Origin of the sequence: Actinomadura sp. 3N508, from assembly GCF_044326375.1 — a bacterium.
Taxonomy (GTDB): Bacteria; Actinomycetota; Actinomycetes; order Streptosporangiales; family Streptosporangiaceae; genus Spirillospora.
Genome location: NZ_JBIRAX010000004.1, coordinates 607,028 through 624,491, shown reverse-complemented (window position 1 = coordinate 624,491; position 17,464 = coordinate 607,028). Strand labels below are relative to the sequence as shown.

Below are 17,464 nucleotides of genomic sequence, written 5' to 3'. Positions count from 1 at the left end.
CGAGGCCCCCCGCAAGCGCTAACCCTATGGCATCAGAGTGTCACTCCGTGTGGGCGGTTACCGCTTCGCGACCGAGCCGCTCTCCGGAACCGACCACGACCCCGAGATCCGGGAGGACGGGGTGCGCCGCCGGATCGAGCACGCGGTCCGCCGCGGTGACCGCGTCGAGCCCCTCCGCCGCCGCGAGACCGGCGATCCGCCCCGCCACCGCGGGCGTCGCGAACGACGTTCCGCTCCAGGTCGCGTAGCCGTCGAACAGGTCGGGGTCGATGCCGCGCACGGGCGGGCGCGTCCCGTCGAACCGCACGAACGTGCTGGTCACGTCGACGCCCTGCGCGCACGCGTCCACCCACCAGCCGTGGTTGGAGAACGCGGCCCGGACCTCGCCGTCCAGCGCCGCGACGCCGACGACGGGCTTCATCGCCGCCGGCCAGAACGGGCGGTCGGTCGCGGTGTTCCCCGCGCACGCCACCACGACCGTCCGGCGGCCGAGCGCCGCGATCGCCCGCGCCAGCACTGGGGACGGGCGGTCGTCGTAGGTGTGGCAGCCGAGCGAGATGTTGACCACATCGGCGCGGCGTCTGCGCTCCGCGAGCCACCCCAGTGCCCGGATGACGTCCAGCTCGTCGCCGACACCGTCGCCGCCGATGACGCGGCGCGCCACGAGCCGGGCCGTCGGCGCGTGCCGCAGCACCACGCCCCCGATGAACGTGCCGTGCCCCGCCTGCGCGTCCAGCTCGTAGTCGAGGTCGGCGTCGAGGACCTCCTCGACCTCGGCGCGCTGCTCCCGGTACCACTGCGCGTCCGCGTACCACGGATGCGGCGACAGGCCGGTGTCGAGGATCGCGACCGTCACGTCCCGCCGGGCCGCGGCGGCCTCCGGCGCGGGCACGGGCGCGGCCGGACGGGGCAGGTCCGCGGGCCCGCTCCACCACATCGGCTGCCCGTGGACGAGATGGTTCGGCGACACGCTCAACCGGTGGTGCCGCCCGTCCGCGACCCGGGCGCCGGCGCCGCCACCGAGCCCGGCCGCGAGCTCGCACACGTCCACCTTCGCCGCCGCGCGCAGCCGCAGCCGCGTGACGCCGCGCTCGTCGTGCCGCGAGTCGGACCAGCGCCGCACGAGGCTCTCGGCCGCGCCGGCGTCCTGACCGGATACCAGGATCTCGTCACGGCGGATCAGCGCCGGGCGTCCCGGCACCGGCTCCACCACGATCGCGTCGCGGTGCCGCGCGAGCACCCGGTCCAGTCGCGCCTGTTGATCGAACATCCGTCCTCGCTCTCGCATCGGCCCGGCCCCAGCACTCATCGTGCCTGCGGGACGACGGTTCGTGACCGATAACGGACAGTGGAACGCGGCCGGAGCCGGACGCGATCGTCTTGAACTTTCGCCGCGCGGCGGCGTCGCAGGCCCTAACCTGGTCCGTCAGCGCCCGTGAACGATGTGCATCCTGTGGTCAAGCGTTCGATAATCCGTGGGCTCACGGTGGTGCGACACGTGCCGATGATGCACAATGAGGGACGCGGACGCCGACTTGGGACGTACGAGGCCGTAGGGGAAGACGAGCCTCGGTACAGATCCAGGAGGTCCGGTGACCGCACGTGGCGTTTTCTACGTCCACTCCGCGCCGCCTGCGCTGAGCCCGCACATCGAGTGGGCCGCCGCAGGTGTTCTCGGTGTGCCCGTTTCCCTTGAGTGGACAGATCAGGCGGCCGCACCGGGAACGCTGCGCGCCGAACTTCATTGGGAGGGAAAGCCGGGCACCGCCGCCGGTATCACCTCCGCGCTGCGTACGTGGAAGCTGGTCCGGTTCGAGGCCACCGAAGATCCCACCCCGGGCACCGACGGTGTCCGGTTCAGCTTCACCCCGTCCCTCGGGGTGTTCACGGGCGTGATCGGGGCCAACGGCGACATCATGGTCCCCGAGGACCGGCTCCGCTCCGTCATGGCGAACGCCGCGGTCGGCAAGACCACCCTGGAGATCGAGCTGGACCGCCTGCTCGGCACCCCGTGGGACAACGAGCTGGAGCCCTTCCGCCGGGCCGGCGACGGCGCCCCCGTGCGCTGGCTGCACGCCGCCGTGTGACCCGTCGGGTAATCCGCGCGGCCACCTGACGCCGTCCTGCTGGAGCGCTCTCGTCCCGCAACGTGCGCGCCCCCCGGAACGACGCACGCTCCCCGGAACGACGCACGCTCCCCGGAACGACGCACGCTCCCCGGAACGACGCACGCTCCCCGGAACGACGCACGCTCCCCGAACAGGCCCCGACCGCCCACAGTCCCCACTGGCTGGCAGCTTGGGCGTCACCTCGATGGCAGGTCGGGTGCTGTGGAACAGATGGGCTTAGGTACGCGAAAGGCCCGGCGGGGAGAACCCGCCGGGCCTTTCGAAGCCCTTAGAGGGCGCGTTCGAAGGCGACCGATACGTTGTGGCCGCCGAAGCCGAACGAGTTGCTGAGTGCGGCGGCGGGGCCGTCCGGCAGTTTCCGGGGCTCGTCGCGCGCGATGTCCAAGTCGGCCTCGTCGTCGAGGTCCTCCAGGTTGGCGACGAACGGGACGAGGCCCTCCTTCAGCGCCAGGATCGTGAAGATCGACTCCAGCGCGCCGGCGCCGCCGAGCAGGTGCCCGGTCATCGACTTGGTGGCGGTGACGACGACCTTGGAGGCGACCTCCTCGCCCAGGCCCGTCTTGATCGAGGCGAGCTCGGCGACGTCGCCGGCCGGCGTCGAGGTGGCGTGCGCGTTGATGTGGATGATGTCGGTGGCCTCGAGACCGGCGTCGACGAGCGCCCGCTGCATCGCCTTGGCCTGCCCGGAGCCGGTCGGCTCGGGCAGCACGATGTCGTAGGCGTCGTTGGAGTAGCCGGCGCCGGACGCGATCCCGTAGATCTGTGCGCCGCGGGCGCGGGCGTGCTCCTCCGTCTCCAGGATCATCACCGCGGCGCCCTCGCCGAGGACGAACCCGTCGCGGTTCTTGTCGTAGGGACGCGACGCGCGCTCCGGCTCGTCGTTACGGGTGGACAGGGCGCGCATGGACCCGAACGACGCCATCTGCAGCGGGTGGATGCACGCCTCCGTGCCGCCGCAGATGATCACGTCGGCGCGGCCCGCGCGGATCATGTCGATGGCGTAGCCGATGGCCTCGCCGCTGGACGCGCAGGCGCTGACCAGGGCGTGCGAGCCGGCCGTCGCGCCGAACTCGATGCCGACGTGCCCGGACGCGCCGTTCGGCATCAGCATCGGGACGGTGAAGGGCGAGACCCGCGCCCAGCCCTTCTCCCGGTACACGTCGTAGCTGTTGAGGGCGGTGTGCAGGCCGCCGATGCCGCTGGACACCACGACGCCGAGCCGGTCGAGGTCCACGTCGAACCCGCCGTCGACGCCGGCCTTGTCCATGCCCTTCTGCGGCTTGCCGCCGCGGGACGGGGCGAAACCGGCGTCCGTCCACGCCTCCCGGGCGGCGATCAGCGCGATCGCCTGGTTGCGGTCGAGGCGGCGCAGCGACTGCCGCGGCAGCGTGTCGGCCGGGTCGGCCTTCAGCGTCGCCGCGAACCGGACCGGCAGGTCCTCGACGCCCTCGAACTCGAGGGGCCGGACGCCGGATTCTCCGGCGAGCAGGGCGGACCAGGTCGATGGCAGGTCTCCGCCAAGTGGGGTCGTTGCACCGAGACCCGTCACGACGACTCTGGTCTGGCTCTTGCTCATGGCTGGTGCTCCTTGCGGACTGGAAAGGGAGTGGGTGCGGGCACGCCGCCGTCCCGGTCGTCCGGAACGGCGGCACGTCCGCCCGCGTCTCAGCTCTTGGCCGGGGCCTCGTGCCCCTGGACGAAGTTGACGACGTCCTTCACCGTCTTGAGGTTGCGCAGCTCGTCGTCGGGGATCTCGACGCCGAACTGGTCCTGGGCGGCCACGGCGATCTCCACCATCGACAGCGAGTCGATGTCGAGGTCGTCGATGAAGTTCTTCTCGAGGGTGACCTCGGTCTTGTCGATGCCGACGATGTCGTCGATGATCTCCGCGAGGCCGTCCAGGATCTGCTGTTCGGTGGCGACTTCTGCCATGGTCTGCGTTTCTCCTTCGATGGGTTGGTCCAGAGCCTGCTGTGGCGTGACGGCCTACGGGATCTGGATGACTTGGGCGGCGTAGGACAGCCCGGCGCCGAACCCGACCAGCAGGGCCGGGGCACCGGACGGCACGTCGCCGCGTTCGATCATGCGCGAGAGGGCCAGCGGGATCGAGGCCCCCGAGGTGTTGCCGGACTGGACGATGTCGTCGGCGACGACGGCGTCCTTGGCCTTCACCTTGCGGGCGATGGCCTCGATGATCCGCAGGTTGGCCTGGTGGGGGACGATGGCGGCGAGGTCCTCCGGCCGGATCCCGGCGCGCTCGCACGCCTCGACCGCGACGGGCGCGATGGCGGTGGTCGCCCACCGGAACACCGACTGCCCCTCCTGCGTGATGAACGAGTGCCGGGACGGAATGATGATCTTGTCGTACTTGTCGCCCGCGCTGCCCCACACGACCGGGCCGATGCCGGGCGAGTCGCTGGCCGCGACGACCGCGGCGCCGGCACCGTCAGCGAAGATGATGCAGGTGGAGCGGTCGGTCCAGTCGATCCACTGGGACATCTTCTCCGAGCCTACGACAAGCACGTTGCGGGCGTTCCCGGCCCGGACGGCGGCATTTGCCGTCGCGAGCGCATAGCAGAAGCCCGCGCAGGCGGCGTTGATGTCGAACGCGCCCGGCGCGTCGATGCCGAGCCGGTGCGCGACCTGCGGCGCGTAGCCCGGCATCGGCGACTCCGCCGAGCAGGTGGCGAGGATCACCAGGTCGATGTCGGACGGGGCGAGCCCGCTGCCCGCGAGCGCCTTCCCGCCCGCGTGCGCGCCGAGCTCGACGATGCCCTCGTCGTCGCCGGCGATGCGGCGTTCGGCGATGCCGACGCGGCTGCGGATCCACTCGTCGTTGGTGTCGACGGTCTCCGCGAGCTCGTCGTTGGTGACGATCCTGGCGGGCCGGTAGTCGCCGAACGCCAGGATGCGGGCGCCGGCCGCCGCGTCGGGGATGCGCAGCCCGGTCATGACGCGTGCGCCTTGATCAGCTCGCGGGCCTTGTCGAGGTCCGCGGGGGTCTTGAGGGCGACCCGCTCGACGTCCGGCAGCTCGCGGCGGGCGAGGCCGGTCAGCGTCCCGGCGGGCGGCAGCTCGATGATCGCGGTGACGCCGAGGTCGCGCATGGTGGCCATGCACGCGTCCCAGCGGACCGGCGCGCTGACCTGCTCGACCAGCCGTTCGACGAACTCGGGCCCGTCCTCGACGACGGCTCCGTCGCGGTTCTGCAGCAGCCGCGTCCGCGGGCCGGCGACGGGCGCGCCGGACGCGATGGCCCGCAGCGCGTCCACGGCGGGCGCCATGTGCTCGGTGTGGAACGCCCCGGCGACCGACAGCGAACGGAGCCGCGCCTTCGCGGGCGGATCGTCGGCGAACCCGGTAAGGGCCTGGAGCGTCCCGGCTGCGACGACCTGACCTGCGCCGTTGACGTTCGCGGCGGTGAGCCCGTGCTTGTCGATGGAGGCGAGGACCTCGTCGGCGTCGCCGCCGAGCACGGCGGTCATCCCGGTCTCGGTGACGGCGGCGGCCTCGGCCATCGCCCGTCCCCGTTCCCGGACGAGGACCAGCGCCGTTTCGGGCGACAGGACTCCGGCGATCGCGCCCGCGGCCAGCTCCCCGACGCTGTGCCCGGCGACCACACCGGGCAGGCCGTCCTCGGCACCGTAGAGGGCCTCGTAGGCGGCGAGCGCGGCGGCGACCAGCAGCGGCTGCGCCACGGCGGTGTCGCGGATCTCCTCGGCGTCCGCGGTCGTCCCGTAGCGGACCAGGTCGAGCCCGGTGACCGCCGACCACCAGGCCAGGCGATCGGCGACTCCGGGTATCTCTAGCCATGGCTGCAAGAAGCCTGGGGTCTGGGCGCCCTGGCCGGGCGATGCGAGGAGAATCACCTGACCAGCCTGCCGCCAATGCCCCTATCTCTACGATGCGGAACAGCACGAACTTTGGTCGGACCCCTTTGTACGACCCCTACAAGCTGTGTCTTTTTAGGGGGCGACCCCTAGAACGCCCGGTCATAACCCAGGCGAATCTCACACTGCCGTTAGGTTTGCCGCGCCCAAGCGCTGTTTGCGCGCGACGCTTCAGCCGCCTGTGCCGCTGGCCCGTCCGACCTGCCGTCGGATGACCCGTGCGCGCGGTTTTGGGTCACCAGCGTTTTTGGAAGCGGCCGAGGACCAGCGCGATGCGGAGCGTGAATGCGTTGCGGCCGTCGGTTGGGGCGAGGCCGGTGAGTTCGGTGACGCGGCGGAGCCGGTAACGGACGGTGTTCGGGTGGACGAACAGCAGCCGCGCGGTCGCCTCCAGCGACGAGCCCTGTTCGAGGTAGGTGGTGAGCGTGTCGAGGAGCGGGGCGCCCGCGGCGAGCATCGGGTTGTAGACGTTCTCCACCAGGTGGCGGCGCGCGTCGTCGTCGCCGTCCAGGGCCCGCTCGGGAAGCAGCTCGTTGGCCTGGACGGGGCGGGGCGCGTCCGGCCAGCCGGCGGCGGCGCGGAGTCCGGCCACGGCGGCCTGCGCGGACCGGGTGGAGTCGTAGAGGTCCGGGACCTGCGGGCCGACGACGACGGGGCCGGGGCCGCACTTGGCGGCGATCGGGCGGGCCGCCTCCATCGGGTCGGTGTCGCCGCCGACGATGACGATGACGCGGTGGCCCTGGACGCCCGCGAGCACGTCGGCGCGGGCGCGGCGGGCGGCGAGCTGCATCTGGTCGATGGTGACCTCGGGCTCTTCGTCTTCCGGGGTGAACCCGGCGATGACGGTGACGGGCTTGGACGTCCAGCCGAGCGCGGCGGCCCACGAGTGCATGCCGTCGTCGACCTCGCCGCGCAGCACCGCGTTGACGACGAGGGCCTCCAGCCGCGCGTCCCAGGCGGCGCGGGTCTCGGCGGCGCGCGCGTACACCTGCGCCGCGCCGAACGCCACGTCCCGCGTGTAGCGCAGGATCGCCTCGCGGAGCTGGGCCTCGCCGCCGGGCGCGGACAGCTCGTCCAGGCGGGTCTCGACGACGTCGATGATGACGCGGACCATGTCGATGGTGTGCTGCAGCTTGATGGCGCGGAGCAGCTCGCGGGGCGCGGTCCCGAACACCTCGCCCGCGATGGCAGGGCGGGTCTTCTCCTCGTTCTTGAACCATTCGACGAACGCGGCGATCCCGGCCTGCGCGACGAGGCCGATCCAGGAGCGCTGGTCGGCGGGCATGCGCCGGAACCAGGGAAGCTGCTCCTCCATGCGGGTCAACGCCGCAGTGCCGAACGTCCCCATGGCCTTCTCCAGCCGCTGGGTGGTCTGCTCGCGCATCTCGGCCTCATTAGCGGTGTCCACCACCCCAGGGTGCCATCACCCGGCCCCAACCACCCCATCGCGGCCACCCTTTCCACCCCGCCGCTTCGACGAGGTGGTTAACCAGGGGCTACTTCGGTGGGGCGGCCCAGGGCGATGGCGGTGAGGTTGCGGAGGGACGTGGAGCCGGGGCGCAGGTGGCCGCTGTGGCCGCCGGTTCCGGCGTCGAACACTCGCGCGCCGAATGCCGGAGAGACGGGGTCGGGGCCCAGGCCGAGGCCGAAGATGCGGACGTGGGGGACGTCTTCCATCCAGTCGGTCGTGCCGCGCCCGGCCCAGATTCGTGCGGTGTCGCTCAGTTTCGCGGCCGTTGGTGCGGTGGTTCCGGGGCTGCCGTAGAGGGCGATGTCGGTGACCTGCCGCCAGGCCGCGTTGTCGGGGCCGTCCAGTGCCGCCCGGCCGCACACCACGGAGCCGTAGCTGTGGCAGAGCAGCCCGACGCGGGCGGACGGGTTGACCGTGTGGACGCCGTTCAGGAAGCGCCGGAGTCGTTCGCCTCCTTCGCCTGCGCGTTCGTCGGTGAGGACGTCGTTACTGAACGTCTCCGGTGCCGCGTAGCCGAGCCATGCGACGACGGCCAGGTTCGGGTGTGGGGACTGCGACCTGGCCGCTTGGGCGTAGAGGGCCTGGGCGCCTCCGCCGGGGGTCGACCATGGTTTGCTGCCGCGTGAGTCGAAGGTCGTCAGGGTTGTGTCGGCGCCGGGGACCAGGACCGCGATCCGCTGTGCCCTGGTGAGGTCGCCGAGAACCTCGACGGCCTGGCCGTTGCCGCGCGGGTCGAAGTAGAGGAACCGGCGGTTCGGGTGAAGGAACGCGCCGAGGGCCCGTGCTCGGTCGGTGTCGCCGACGTCGTGTGCCGTGGTTAGGGCGTCTTCGATGGCTCGGCGTTCGGCCGCGTAGCGGACGTCCAGGGTGGAGGGCGCCATCGCGGGGACGGCGACGGGCGGCGCGTAGGGGTCGGCGTGCCCCGTCCCGGCGGTCGTCAGCAGGACGGCCGTGATGGATATGGCGCAGGCCAGGGCTCTCCGGAGCCGTCGTTTCGGGACGGTCTTGTGTGGCGGCGGCATCGTCGTCTTTCTACCATCCAAGATCGTCGGGGGGTGTCATGGCGGACGCCACGGCCGAGTGTCGTGGGGGCTCGTTCGAAGCGGTGGACGGCGGCCCCGAGCGTGGCGAGTGTCACGGCGAACACCGCCAGCCAGGGGAGCCGTTCGGCCACCCATTCCGGCTGGTCAGGCGCGGTGTGCAGCCCTGGCAGGCTACCGAAGGCGAGCAGTGCCCCGAGCGTGGCCGTCAGCAGTGCGGTCTGGTGCCAGAGGTAGATCGTCATCGCGGCGCGGCCGGCGGCGGAGATCGCCGCCCGTGCTCGGGCGCGTCGCGTCCAGCGGGTGAGCGGGCCGTGGAGGAGCAGTGCCAGGCCCGTCTGGGCGAGGCCGAAGGACACCGCCGCGAGCGTGGGCGGGCTGAGGTTGGAGACCGCCGCGCCCGGCACGCCGACCATGCTCGCCGGGTAGCCGGCGAGCAGGATGAGCACGGCGGTCGCCGCCGCGCCGCCGCCGAGAAGGGCGAGCCGGGCCCGGCGGGTGCGCAGCGCCCCGTTCGCCCAGCCGACGCCCAGATAGAAGGGCACGAGCCAGGCGGTGAGGACGGTGGCCCAGCCCGTCCAGGCGGGCGCGTCGAGCGCGAAGCGGCCGATGTCGATCATGGCTGTCGCGGCGATGAGGAAGACGGCGCCGCCGAGGCGGAGGCGGGACCAGACGGCGGAGATCAAGGGAGCCGCCGCCGTGAGGGCCACGTAGACGCCGAGGAACCACAGCGGGCTGATCACCAGTTCGATCAGGGTGCGGACGCCGTCCGCCGAGAAGCCTGCCCAGTGGTGCAGGGCCGCTGCGGCCGGGAGCCATGCGAGGAGCAGGACGGGGAGCGGTCGCGCGAAGCGGATCAGGCGTCGCCGCAGCGTGGGAACCCATGGCTCACCCGGACGCAGGCCCTTGGCCGTGGTGTAGCCGCCGACGAGGAAGAACACGGCGAGTGTTTGCAGGACCCAGGTGATCGGGGTCAGGTACGGCATCGTCTTCAGCGGGCTTGCTACTCGTAGGTGCTCTCCGGAGCCGTCTGCCACGAGGGCGGTGACCAGCCAGTGGCCGAGGACTATCCCCAGGATCGCGAAGGTGCGCAGGGCGTCGATGGCCAGGTCACGGGGTGGGCGCGTTGCCGCGGGCGGGGGAGCGAGTGCGGTCTCAAGCACGGGTGACCTCCGTGGCGCGGCCGAGGGCGATCAGGGCGAGGTTGCGGAGTGCGAGGGAGCCGGACTTCAGGTAGGCGCTGTGCGGGCCCGTCCCGGCGTCGAAGCGGAGTGCGCCGAAGCCGGGGGAGACGGGGTCGGGGCCGAAGCCCAGTCCGGCGAAGCGGACGTTCGGCACGTGCCGCATCCAGTCGCCCTTCGCACGGCCTGCCCAGACGCGGGCGGACGTCCGGAGGTCTGTGATGTTGTCTGCGGTGGTGCCGGGGCTGCCGAAGAGGGCGATCTCGTCCACGGGCAGTGGGGCGAGATGTGGGGCGGCCTTGGCGCAGACCACCGAGCCGTAGCTGTGGCAGAGGAGCGCTATGCGGCCGTGCCCGTTGACGCGGTGGATGGTGGTGAGGAGGCGGCGCAGGGTGGGGACGGCCTGCTCGGCCCGCTTGCTGGTCAGGACGGCGGTGCTGAGGGAGGGCGGCGAGTCGTAGCCGAGCCAGGCGATCACGGCGAGTCGTGTGCCGGGTGCGGCGGCGCGGGCCTGCCGGTAGAGCGCGCGGCTTCCGCCGCCGGCGAACTTGGGGGAGTCGTAGTTGGTCAGCGAGTTGTCCGCGCCGGGCACGACCACGGCGATCCGGTCGGCGCGCCGTAGGTCGCCGATGACCTCGACGATGCGGCCGCGGCCTCGCGGGTCGAAGACCAGGAACCGTCGATGGCCGGTGGCGAGTAATGCGGTGAGGGCGCTCGTTCGGTCGCTGTCGTGGACGCGGCGGGCGGTCGCCAGGGCGCTTTCGATCTCCCGGGTTGTCGCCTTATAGCGGAGGTCGAGGGTCGCCGATGTCGTGCTGGGCGGCGGGGCCGGGGTGGCGTACATGTCCGTGTCGCTGGTCGCGGTGGCCGCCGACACGGACGCCGCCAGGATGGACATGATGGCCGCGGCCTTGCGAACGCTGGGCATCCGGAATGTCCCTCCTGGTCAGTGGGGGTGAAGCACTGATCAGGAAGTTAGAAATCGGAGGCCGTAGCGCGGATCAACCGGCGGTGTGGTCTTCCGAGGTGCGACTCCGGTAGCACCGGTTGGACCCTGGTATCAGTCGCCCGGGCGGACCAGCCCGACCTCGTAGGCGTAGACGATCGCCTGCGGACGGTCCCGGAGGTCCAGCTTCATCAGGATCCGCCCGAAATGCGTCTTGACGGTCTGCTCGGCGACGACGAGCGACTGCGCGATCTCGCCGTTGGACAGGCCGCGCGCCACCAGCGTCAGGACCTCGGTCTCCCGCTCCGTCAGCTCCGCCAGCCGCGTGCGGGACGGCGCCCGCCGCCCGCCGAGCCGGGAGAACTCCGCGATGAGCCGCCGGGTGATCGACGGCGACAGCAGCGCGTCGCCCGCCGCCACGATCCGGACGGCGTCCGCCAGCTCCGTCGCGGACGCGTCCTTCAGCAGGAACCCGCTGGCCCCGGCGCGCAGCGCCTCGTACACGTAGTCGTCGAGGTCGAACGTGGTGAGCATGAGGATCTTCGGGGCGTCCGCGGTGGCGTCCGCGAGGATGCGGCGGGTCGCCTCCAGGCCGTCCATGACCGGCATGCGGACGTCCATGAGCACGACGTCGGGACGCAGGTCGGCCACCCGCTGCAGGCCCTCCTCGCCGTTCACGGCCTCGCCGACGACCTCGATGTCGGGCTGGGCGTTCAGCAGCACACCGAACCCGGCCCGCACCATGCCCTGGTCGTCGACGATCAGGACCCGGATGGTCACGTGGCATCGCCGGCCCGCGAAGGCCCTTCTCGCGGGCGTGGCGGGGCTTCGACGGGCAGGTTGGCGGTCACCGCGAATCCTCCGTCCGGTGTGGGGCGGGCGGTCAGGCCGCCGCCGAGTGCGGTGGCCCGTTCACGCATTCCGATCAGGCCGTGGCCTCCGCCCGGGAGCCCGGGGCCTGGGGGCTGGCCGTTCGCGGGCGGTCCGTTGACGACGCCGAGCCACACTATGCCGTCCGCGTGGGACGCATCGACGTGAACCTGCGAACCGGGCGCATGGCGCATCGCGTTGCTGAGCGCCTCCTGAAGAATCCGGTACGCGGTGAGGCCCACGCCCGGGGGGAGGCCGACCAGGTCGCCGTCCAGGCGTGTTGTCACCTGGAGGCCAGCTGCTCGCGCGTTGTTCACCAGGTCGTCAAGCCGGTCCAGGCCGGGCTGGGGTGCGGTCTCGGCGCCGTTCTCCGAGCGCAGGACGCCGAGGACGCGGCGCAGTTCCCTTAGGGCGTCAAGCGCCGTCGAGCGGATCTCGGCGAGGTCGCGGCGCGTCTCGTCCGGAATCGACTCGACCTTGTAGGGCGCCGCCTCCGCCTGGATCGCGATCATCGACATGTGGTGGGCGACGACGTCGTGCAGCTCCCGCGCGATCCGCTGCCGCTCGGTCAGCACCGCCTCGGCGTCCTGGTGCCGCCGCTCCTCGAACGCGAGCCGCAGCCGCTGCTCGGCGAGCTGCCGCCGCGACGTCTGCCGGAGCCGGACCGCGTACCCCACCGCCAGCGGCGGGACGAGCAGGACGGATGCGTTGAGCGCCGTCTCCGTGTCCTTGAGCCACACTCCGGCGAAGGAGAGGATCGCGACGCCGAGCGTGACGTCTCGGGAGCAGCGCACCGCGACAGTGCACACGCAGGCGAGCGCGGTGATCGCGCCCCACGGAACGTAGGGCGTGCTCAGCCAGCCGCCGACGTCGACCAGCGCCGTGCCGAGGAAACTCCACCGCCACGCGGCGAGCGGGTGCAGGTCGCGCAGCGCGAAGGGCGCCGTCACCGCGAGCGCGATGAACAGCTCGGTCACGCCGGACATCTCGGTGCCGCGCCGGATGGACTCGTCGGACAGCAGCGAGATCGTCCCGCCGATCATCACGACGGTCAGCACGACCCCGAGCACGTTCACCACGACGCCGAACCGCGCCCGCCCGATGCCGATGTACCACGTCCACCTGAGCAGGAACGGCCAGGGCCGGTCGAGCGGCGCGGGGTCGGCGCGGCCCGTCACCGCGGCGGCCAGGAGCACGTCCCGCAGGACCCACTTCAACAGAGCGCTCTCCCCGGCCATGAGCCCAGGCTAGAGAAACCGAGGACGAGCCCGGATGACACCGTGGTGGGACACGACGTGTCATACCCAATGGCTATGCAACGGGCCGAGGGATACCCAGGTGCCACACCGGCCCGTGCACCGGTCGGCGCGCTGCAGCCGCCAGCAGATCGCCAACCAGCTCTATTCACTTCTGCGGGAGTACCTCCCGCCGCACTGGCCGCCTTCCACGTCAAGAACATCGGGCTCACGTCTGGCGAAGCCCGCGCGATACTCCAACCTCCGGCGAGAGCTACGCGGTCCAGCACCGCAAGGTGAAGAACCAGCGCTTGGCCGCCGTCGGCTGCGTCTGGGCGTTCGCCTCCCTGCACGCACCAGGCCCCCGAGCCCACTACGACTACCGCCGCAAGGCCGGAGACGAACGACACACCAGCGCGCTCCGCAACACCTTCAACCGTATGACCGGCTGCCTCTACTCACTGCCTCCAAACCGGCCAGCCCCTACGACGAGAACGTGGCCTTCGGCGCACGCCTGGCTCTGGCAGCCCGGACGTCCGAGGTACCCGCTACGGTTCCCGCATGATCACCCGCCCGACCGAGAACTGGCGGCAACTCGGCACCCACCCCGGCTCACTCCTGGAGCGGGTCGACCAAGCGCTGCTCACCTTCGAAACCGAGCTGGCCACCCTGGACATCACCTCCGATCAGGCCATCATGGCCACCGTCGAACACGTGGTCGTCGCGCTGAACCAGATCGAAGGCACCGACGACCACGGCTTCGACACCATCGACCGCGAAGAACTCTGCGAATACATCGACCACGCACTCACCCACACCGGAATCGACGTCAAGGCGCTGGCACGCCGCCAGGGCATCGACCCGGCCGCGCTCACAGACCAGTGGCGAGACTGGTGACAAAGCAGACAGAGCCGGGCCGAACTTGACGGCTTGAACAGAGCGGATGTCTGGGTACGGTGCGATGCGTGGAGCCCGTCGAAGCGCTGCGCCGTATCGCGTTCCTGCTGGAGCGCGCCCGCGAGCCGACCTACCGCGTGCGGGCCTTCCGCACTGCCGCCGACCTCGTAGAGCGGATGTCCCGCGACGACCTCGAAGCCCGTGCGGGTGCGGGCACGCTGACCGCCCTGCCCGGCATCGGCAAGGTCACCGCGCTGGTGATCGAGGAGGCGCTGCGCGGCGAGACCCCCGTCTACCTGCGCCGACTGGAGGCCACCGAGGGCGAGCCGGTGGACGAGACCGCCGCCGCCATCCGCGCCGCCCTCAAAGGCGACCTGCACACCCACAGCGACTGGTCGGACGGCGGTTCACCCATCAAGGAAATGGCCGAAACGGCGCGCGGCCTGGGGCACGAGTACATCGCCCTCACCGACCATTCGCCGCGCCTGAAGGTCGCCAACGGCCTGTCCGCCGACCGCCTCCGCCGCCAGCTCGACGCCGTGGCCGAGCTCAACGAGTCGCTTGCACCGTTCCGCATCTTGACCGGCATCGAGGTCGACATCTTGGAGGACGGGACGCTCGATCAGGATCCTGATCTCCTGGATCGGCTGGACGTCGTCGTCGCCAGCGTCCACTCCAAGCTCCGTATGGATCGGGTGGCGATGACCAAGCGCATGGTCGCGGCCATTGCGAATCCGCGCGTGAACGTCCTCGGCCACTGCACCGGACGCATCGTCAAGGCTGGTGGCAAGCGCGGCGGCCTGCGTCCCGAGTCGGAGTTCGACGCGGCTCTCGTGTTCGATGCGTGCGCCGCCTACGACGTCGCCGTCGAGATCAACTCGCGCCCGGAGCGCCTCGACCCGCCGAAGCGCCTGCTCCGCCTGGCCGTCGAGGCGGGCTGCCGCTTCTCGATCGACTCCGACGCCCACGCCCCCGGTCAGCTCGACTGGCAGCCCTACGGCTGCGAACGGGCCGCGCGCTGCGCCGTCCCCGAGTCCCAGATCGTCAACGCCCTGCCCGCCGACGAGCTCCTCGCCTGGACCCGCGCCCAACTCTGACGATCCTGGGGTACCGATGACCGAGATCACGCATCGCTTCGTCCAGTCGGAGAGCGGGCTGCGCATGCATGTCGCCGAGGCGGGCGAGGGGCCGCTCGTGCTGCTCCTGCACGGCTTCCCCGAATGCTGGTACTCGTGGCGGCACCAGCTCACCGCGCTCGCCGAGGCCGGGTTCCATGCCGTCGCCCCGGACCAGCGCGGCTATGCCCGGACGGGCGGGCCGGTGGACGCCGACCAGTACACGATCCTGCACCTGGTGGGCGATGCGGCCGGTTTGATACCGGCTCTCGGCGCCGAGCGCGCCGTCGTCGCCGGGCACGACTGGGGCGCGCCGGTGGCGTGGGCGCTCGCGCAGATGCGTCCGGACAAGGTGCGCGGGGTGATCGGGATGTCGGTCCCGCATCGCCCGCGCGGCAGCGGGCCGCCGGTCGCGGCGATGCGCCGCCTGTTCGGGGACGGCTTCTACATGGTGAACTTCCAGCAGCCGGACGCCCCCGAGGCGGCCTTCGACCGCGACCGGGAAGCCACGTTCCGACGCGTCCTGCACGGGCTGTCGGGGGACGCCACCGTGCCCCTGCTGACCATCCCGGACGGCGGAGACTTCCTCGACACGCTCGCCGAACCGGAGAAGCTCTCGGGCTGGCTGACCGACGAAGACATCGCCGTCTACGTGGACGAATACGCGTCCAGCGGCTTCACCGGACCCGTCAACTGGTACCGCAACCTCGATCGCAACTGGGAGCTCACCGCCGCATGGCACCGGGCGCGGATCGGCGCGCCCGCCCTGTTCATAGCCGGTGACCGCGACGTCACCGCCATCGGCGCACGGAAGGCGATCGGCTCGCTGAACGATTTCGTGCCGAACCTTCGCGACACCGTCTGGCTGTCCGGATGCGGCCACTGGACGCAGCAGGAACGCCCCGCCGAGGTCAACGACGCCTTGATCGCCTTCCTGCGCGGCCTCTGAGGGTCCTCTGACGGCCCTCGGAATGTCGGAGGCGGGGCGTACGGTCGGCGCGTGAATCGGACCGACCGCTTGTACGCACTGGTGGAGGAGCTGCGGGCCTGCGCGCCGCGCCGGGTCAGCGCGCGGGAGCTGGCCGCGCGGTACGAGGTCAGCGTCCGGACGATCGAGCGCGACATCGGCGCGCTGCAGCAGGCCGGGGTACCGATCTTCGCGGACGTGGGCCGCAGCGGCGGCTACACCCTCGACAAGAGCCGGACGCTGCCGCCGCTGAACTTCACGCCCGCCGAGGCCGTGGCCGTCGCGATCACCCTGTCCCGGGCGGGCGGTTCGCCGTATTCGAGGTCCGCGCGCACCGCGCTGCACAAGATCGTCGCGGCGATGTCGGCGGCCGACAGCGCATCGGCCCGTGAGCTGGCCGAACGCGTCCGGTTCATGACGCCGCCGGACGCGGCCGATCCCGAGTACGCGCCCACCTCGGTGCCCGCCGTCCTGGAAGAGGCGATGTCCGCCCGCCGCGTCGTCCGGCTCCGCTACGAGGACGCCGACGGCATCGAAACGGAACGCGACGTCGAACCGGTCGCGTTCACCGCGATCTCGCTGCGCTGGTACCTGATCGGCTGGTGCCGCCTCCGCGACGGCGCCCGCGTCTTCCGCATCGACCGCATCCGCCGCGCCGCCCTCCTGGACGAACGCGCCCCCGAACGCGCCTTCGACGAGATGACGTGTCCGCCGACCGACTACGTCGTCCGCCCCCTCGAACTCGTCTGACGCCAGAAGCCTGCGGCGACGGCTCGCCGCCAGGGCGGGACGGCGGCTCATCCCAGGGCGGGACGACAGGTGGCCGTCAGGTTGGGCGGTGGCTCGCCGCCAAGCGGGACGACGGAACGCCGTCAGGCGGGCGGTCACGGTCGAGGGCGTAGGCGTTCGGGGTTGAGCAGTTCGCGGGGGAGTGCCTCCCGCCACCACTGTTCGATCTGGTCGGGCGTCCAGCGGCGTTCGTTGATGAAGGTGGAGTAGCTGTCGATGTTGCAGATGGCGGCGTAGATGTCGATCGCGGTCTGCAGGTCGAGGCCGTCGCGCAGTGATCCGGGCGGCCAGGACTCGAACACCTGCCGCCTGGTCCTGTCCGCGGCCTCGCGTCCGTTGGAGTAGATGTCGGCGAGCTCGGGTTCGCTGCGTCCGGCGTCGCGGATCAGGGCGATGATGTCGCCCGCGCGTTCGTAGAGGCGGCGGTCGAAGGAGGCCATGGCGGCGAGCTGGTCCGCGGGGTCGGCGGCCGGGTCTTCGAGTTCGGCGAGCATCTGCGCCGGGTCGGCGGAGAGCCCGGCGGCGTCGGCGAGCGCGCGGGTCAGGCCGGTCTTGTTCTTGTAGGTGGCGTAGACTGTCGGAGCGGAGACCCCGGCCTCGCGCGCGACGTCGCGGACCGTCGTGACCGCCCAGCCCTGTGCGACGAAGAGCTTGCGCGCCGCTCGCGCGATCTCGGCGCGGGTCTCCAACGCCTGCGTTTCCCGCCGCAGCGAGTCGTAGCGGCGCTTCTTGGGCTCATCGGGCATGACCGGCTCCCATTTGACTTTACGCGTCTTCTAATGAATAGAGTACGCGTATGACAGATCCTTGTTGCTTCGCGCACCACCCTTCCACCCGCGCCGCCCGCAGGATGACGATCACGACGCCGGCGGTCACGACGCCAACGGTCACGACGCCGTGCCGGACGGCCGCGGCCAGGTCAGGGTCCCGGGAG

The 17,464-nt window shown here is 71.5% G+C and carries 17 protein-coding genes; 5 read left to right on the top strand and 12 right to left on the bottom strand.

Annotated features, from left to right (window positions below; genetic code table 11):
• Positions 1 to 40: 40 nt before the first annotated feature.
• On the bottom strand, positions 41 to 1,270 hold the full coding sequence (locus ACH34S_RS18395; RefSeq protein ID WP_395953873.1) for a S8 family peptidase: 1,230 nt from the start codon (positions 1,268 to 1,270) through the stop codon (positions 41 to 43).
• A gap of 322 nt (positions 1,271 to 1,592) precedes the next feature.
• Between ACH34S_RS18395 and ACH34S_RS18390 the strand changes: the two genes are divergently transcribed.
• On the top strand, positions 1,593 to 2,087 hold the full coding sequence (locus ACH34S_RS18390; protein WP_395953872.1) for a DUF3145 domain-containing protein: 495 nt from the start codon (positions 1,593 to 1,595) through the stop codon (positions 2,085 to 2,087).
• A 310-nt stretch (positions 2,088 to 2,397) separates the two neighbouring features.
• On the opposite strand, the gene ACH34S_RS18385 is transcribed toward ACH34S_RS18390, so the two are convergent.
• The 10 genes from ACH34S_RS18385 to ACH34S_RS18340 form a co-directional block, all read right to left on the bottom strand.
• Positions 2,398 to 3,705, bottom strand: coding sequence for a beta-ketoacyl-[acyl-carrier-protein] synthase family protein (locus tag ACH34S_RS18385; RefSeq protein ID WP_395953871.1), 1,308 nt, complete (start codon positions 3,703 to 3,705; stop codon positions 2,398 to 2,400).
• Positions 3,706 to 3,794: 89 nt separating this feature from the next.
• Positions 3,795 to 4,061 (bottom strand): acyl carrier protein, encoded by a 267-nt coding sequence (locus tag ACH34S_RS18380; protein ID WP_395953870.1) that lies wholly within the window; start codon positions 4,059 to 4,061, stop codon positions 3,795 to 3,797.
• A gap of 54 nt (positions 4,062 to 4,115) precedes the next feature.
• A complete protein-coding gene (locus tag ACH34S_RS18375) occupies positions 4,116 to 5,081 on the bottom strand; it encodes a beta-ketoacyl-ACP synthase III (RefSeq protein WP_395953869.1) in 966 nt (321 codons plus the stop codon).
• Entirely contained in the window at positions 5,078 to 5,998 is a 921-nt protein-coding gene (locus tag ACH34S_RS18370; RefSeq protein WP_395953867.1) for an ACP S-malonyltransferase, read from the bottom strand. Before ACH34S_RS18370 ends, ACH34S_RS18375 begins: the two co-directional genes overlap by 4 nt.
• Before the next feature lie 256 nt (positions 5,999 to 6,254).
• Positions 6,255 to 7,403 carry a PucR family transcriptional regulator gene (locus ACH34S_RS18365; RefSeq protein WP_395953981.1) on the bottom strand — a complete coding sequence of 383 codons (1,149 nt, stop codon included), beginning with the start codon at positions 7,401 to 7,403 and terminating at the stop codon, positions 6,255 to 6,257.
• A gap of 101 nt (positions 7,404 to 7,504) precedes the next feature.
• Positions 7,505 to 8,512 (bottom strand): alpha/beta hydrolase, encoded by a 1,008-nt coding sequence (locus tag ACH34S_RS18360; protein ID WP_395953866.1) that lies wholly within the window; start codon positions 8,510 to 8,512, stop codon positions 7,505 to 7,507.
• Positions 8,428 to 9,693, bottom strand: coding sequence for an acyltransferase (locus ACH34S_RS18355; protein ID WP_395953865.1), 1,266 nt, complete (start codon positions 9,691 to 9,693; stop codon positions 8,428 to 8,430). Before ACH34S_RS18355 ends, ACH34S_RS18360 begins: the two co-directional genes overlap by 85 nt.
• Positions 9,686 to 10,639 (bottom strand): alpha/beta hydrolase, encoded by a 954-nt coding sequence (locus tag ACH34S_RS18350; RefSeq protein WP_395953864.1) that lies wholly within the window; start codon positions 10,637 to 10,639, stop codon positions 9,686 to 9,688. The genes ACH34S_RS18355 and ACH34S_RS18350 overlap by 8 nt, the downstream gene beginning before the upstream one ends.
• A 132-nt stretch (positions 10,640 to 10,771) precedes the next feature.
• On the bottom strand, positions 10,772 to 11,437 hold the full coding sequence (locus tag ACH34S_RS18345; protein ID WP_395953863.1) for a response regulator: 666 nt from the start codon (positions 11,435 to 11,437) through the stop codon (positions 10,772 to 10,774).
• Positions 11,434 to 12,765 (bottom strand): sensor histidine kinase, encoded by a 1,332-nt coding sequence (locus tag ACH34S_RS18340; protein ID WP_395953862.1) that lies wholly within the window; start codon positions 12,763 to 12,765, stop codon positions 11,434 to 11,436. Before ACH34S_RS18340 ends, ACH34S_RS18345 begins: the two co-directional genes overlap by 4 nt.
• A 558-nt stretch (positions 12,766 to 13,323) precedes the next feature.
• On the opposite strand from ACH34S_RS18340, the gene ACH34S_RS18335 reads away from it, so the two are divergent.
• The 4 genes from ACH34S_RS18335 (at position 13,324) to ACH34S_RS18320 (ending at position 16,491) form a co-directional block, all read left to right on the top strand.
• On the top strand, positions 13,324 to 13,659 hold the full coding sequence (locus ACH34S_RS18335; RefSeq protein WP_395953861.1) for a hypothetical protein: 336 nt from the start codon (positions 13,324 to 13,326) through the stop codon (positions 13,657 to 13,659).
• A 68-nt stretch (positions 13,660 to 13,727) separates the two neighbouring features.
• Positions 13,728 to 14,756, top strand: a complete 1,029-nt coding sequence (locus ACH34S_RS18330; protein ID WP_395953860.1) for a PHP domain-containing protein — start codon at positions 13,728 to 13,730, stop codon at positions 14,754 to 14,756.
• A 16-nt stretch (positions 14,757 to 14,772) separates the two neighbouring features.
• On the top strand, positions 14,773 to 15,723 hold the full coding sequence (locus ACH34S_RS18325) for an alpha/beta fold hydrolase (RefSeq protein ID WP_395953859.1): 951 nt from the start codon (positions 14,773 to 14,775) through the stop codon (positions 15,721 to 15,723).
• A 51-nt stretch (positions 15,724 to 15,774) separates the two neighbouring features.
• Positions 15,775 to 16,491, top strand: a complete 717-nt coding sequence (locus ACH34S_RS18320; RefSeq protein ID WP_395953858.1) for a helix-turn-helix transcriptional regulator — start codon at positions 15,775 to 15,777, stop codon at positions 16,489 to 16,491.
• 134 nt (positions 16,492 to 16,625) lie between these two features.
• On the opposite strand, the gene ACH34S_RS18315 is transcribed toward ACH34S_RS18320, so the two are convergent.
• Positions 16,626 to 17,276, bottom strand: a complete 651-nt coding sequence (locus tag ACH34S_RS18315; protein ID WP_395953857.1) for a TetR/AcrR family transcriptional regulator — start codon at positions 17,274 to 17,276, stop codon at positions 16,626 to 16,628.
• Positions 17,277 to 17,464 lie beyond the last annotated feature (188 nt).

What these genes read in the sequence shown, in the direction of transcription:
- ACH34S_RS18385 (WP_395953871.1), bottom strand. Translation starts at nt 3,705, where the DNA reads ATGAGCAAGAGCCAGACCAGAGTCGTCGTGACGGGTCTCGGTGCAACG.
- ACH34S_RS18325 (WP_395953859.1), top strand. Translation starts at nt 14,773, where the DNA reads ATGACCGAGATCACGCATCGCTTCGTCCAGTCGGAGAGCGGGCTGCGC.
- ACH34S_RS18315 (WP_395953857.1), bottom strand. Translation starts at nt 17,276, where the DNA reads ATGCCCGATGAGCCCAAGAAGCGCCGCTACGACTCGCTGCGGCGGGAA.
- ACH34S_RS18350 (WP_395953864.1), bottom strand. Translation starts at nt 10,639, where the DNA reads ATGCCCAGCGTTCGCAAGGCCGCGGCCATCATGTCCATCCTGGCGGCG.
- ACH34S_RS18340 (WP_395953862.1), bottom strand. Translation starts at nt 12,765, where the DNA reads ATGGCCGGGGAGAGCGCTCTGTTGAAGTGGGTCCTGCGGGACGTGCTC.
- ACH34S_RS18360 (WP_395953866.1), bottom strand. Translation starts at nt 8,512, where the DNA reads ATGCCGCCGCCACACAAGACCGTCCCGAAACGACGGCTCCGGAGAGCC.
- ACH34S_RS18335 (WP_395953861.1), top strand. Translation starts at nt 13,324, where the DNA reads ATGATCACCCGCCCGACCGAGAACTGGCGGCAACTCGGCACCCACCCC.
- ACH34S_RS18365 (WP_395953981.1), bottom strand. Translation starts at nt 7,403, where the DNA reads ATGCGCGAGCAGACCACCCAGCGGCTGGAGAAGGCCATGGGGACGTTC.
- ACH34S_RS18375 (WP_395953869.1), bottom strand. Translation starts at nt 5,081, where the DNA reads ATGACCGGGCTGCGCATCCCCGACGCGGCGGCCGGCGCCCGCATCCTG.
- ACH34S_RS18395 (WP_395953873.1), bottom strand. Translation starts at nt 1,270, where the DNA reads ATGTTCGATCAACAGGCGCGACTGGACCGGGTGCTCGCGCGGCACCGC.
- ACH34S_RS18380 (WP_395953870.1), bottom strand. Translation starts at nt 4,061, where the DNA reads ATGGCAGAAGTCGCCACCGAACAGCAGATCCTGGACGGCCTCGCGGAG.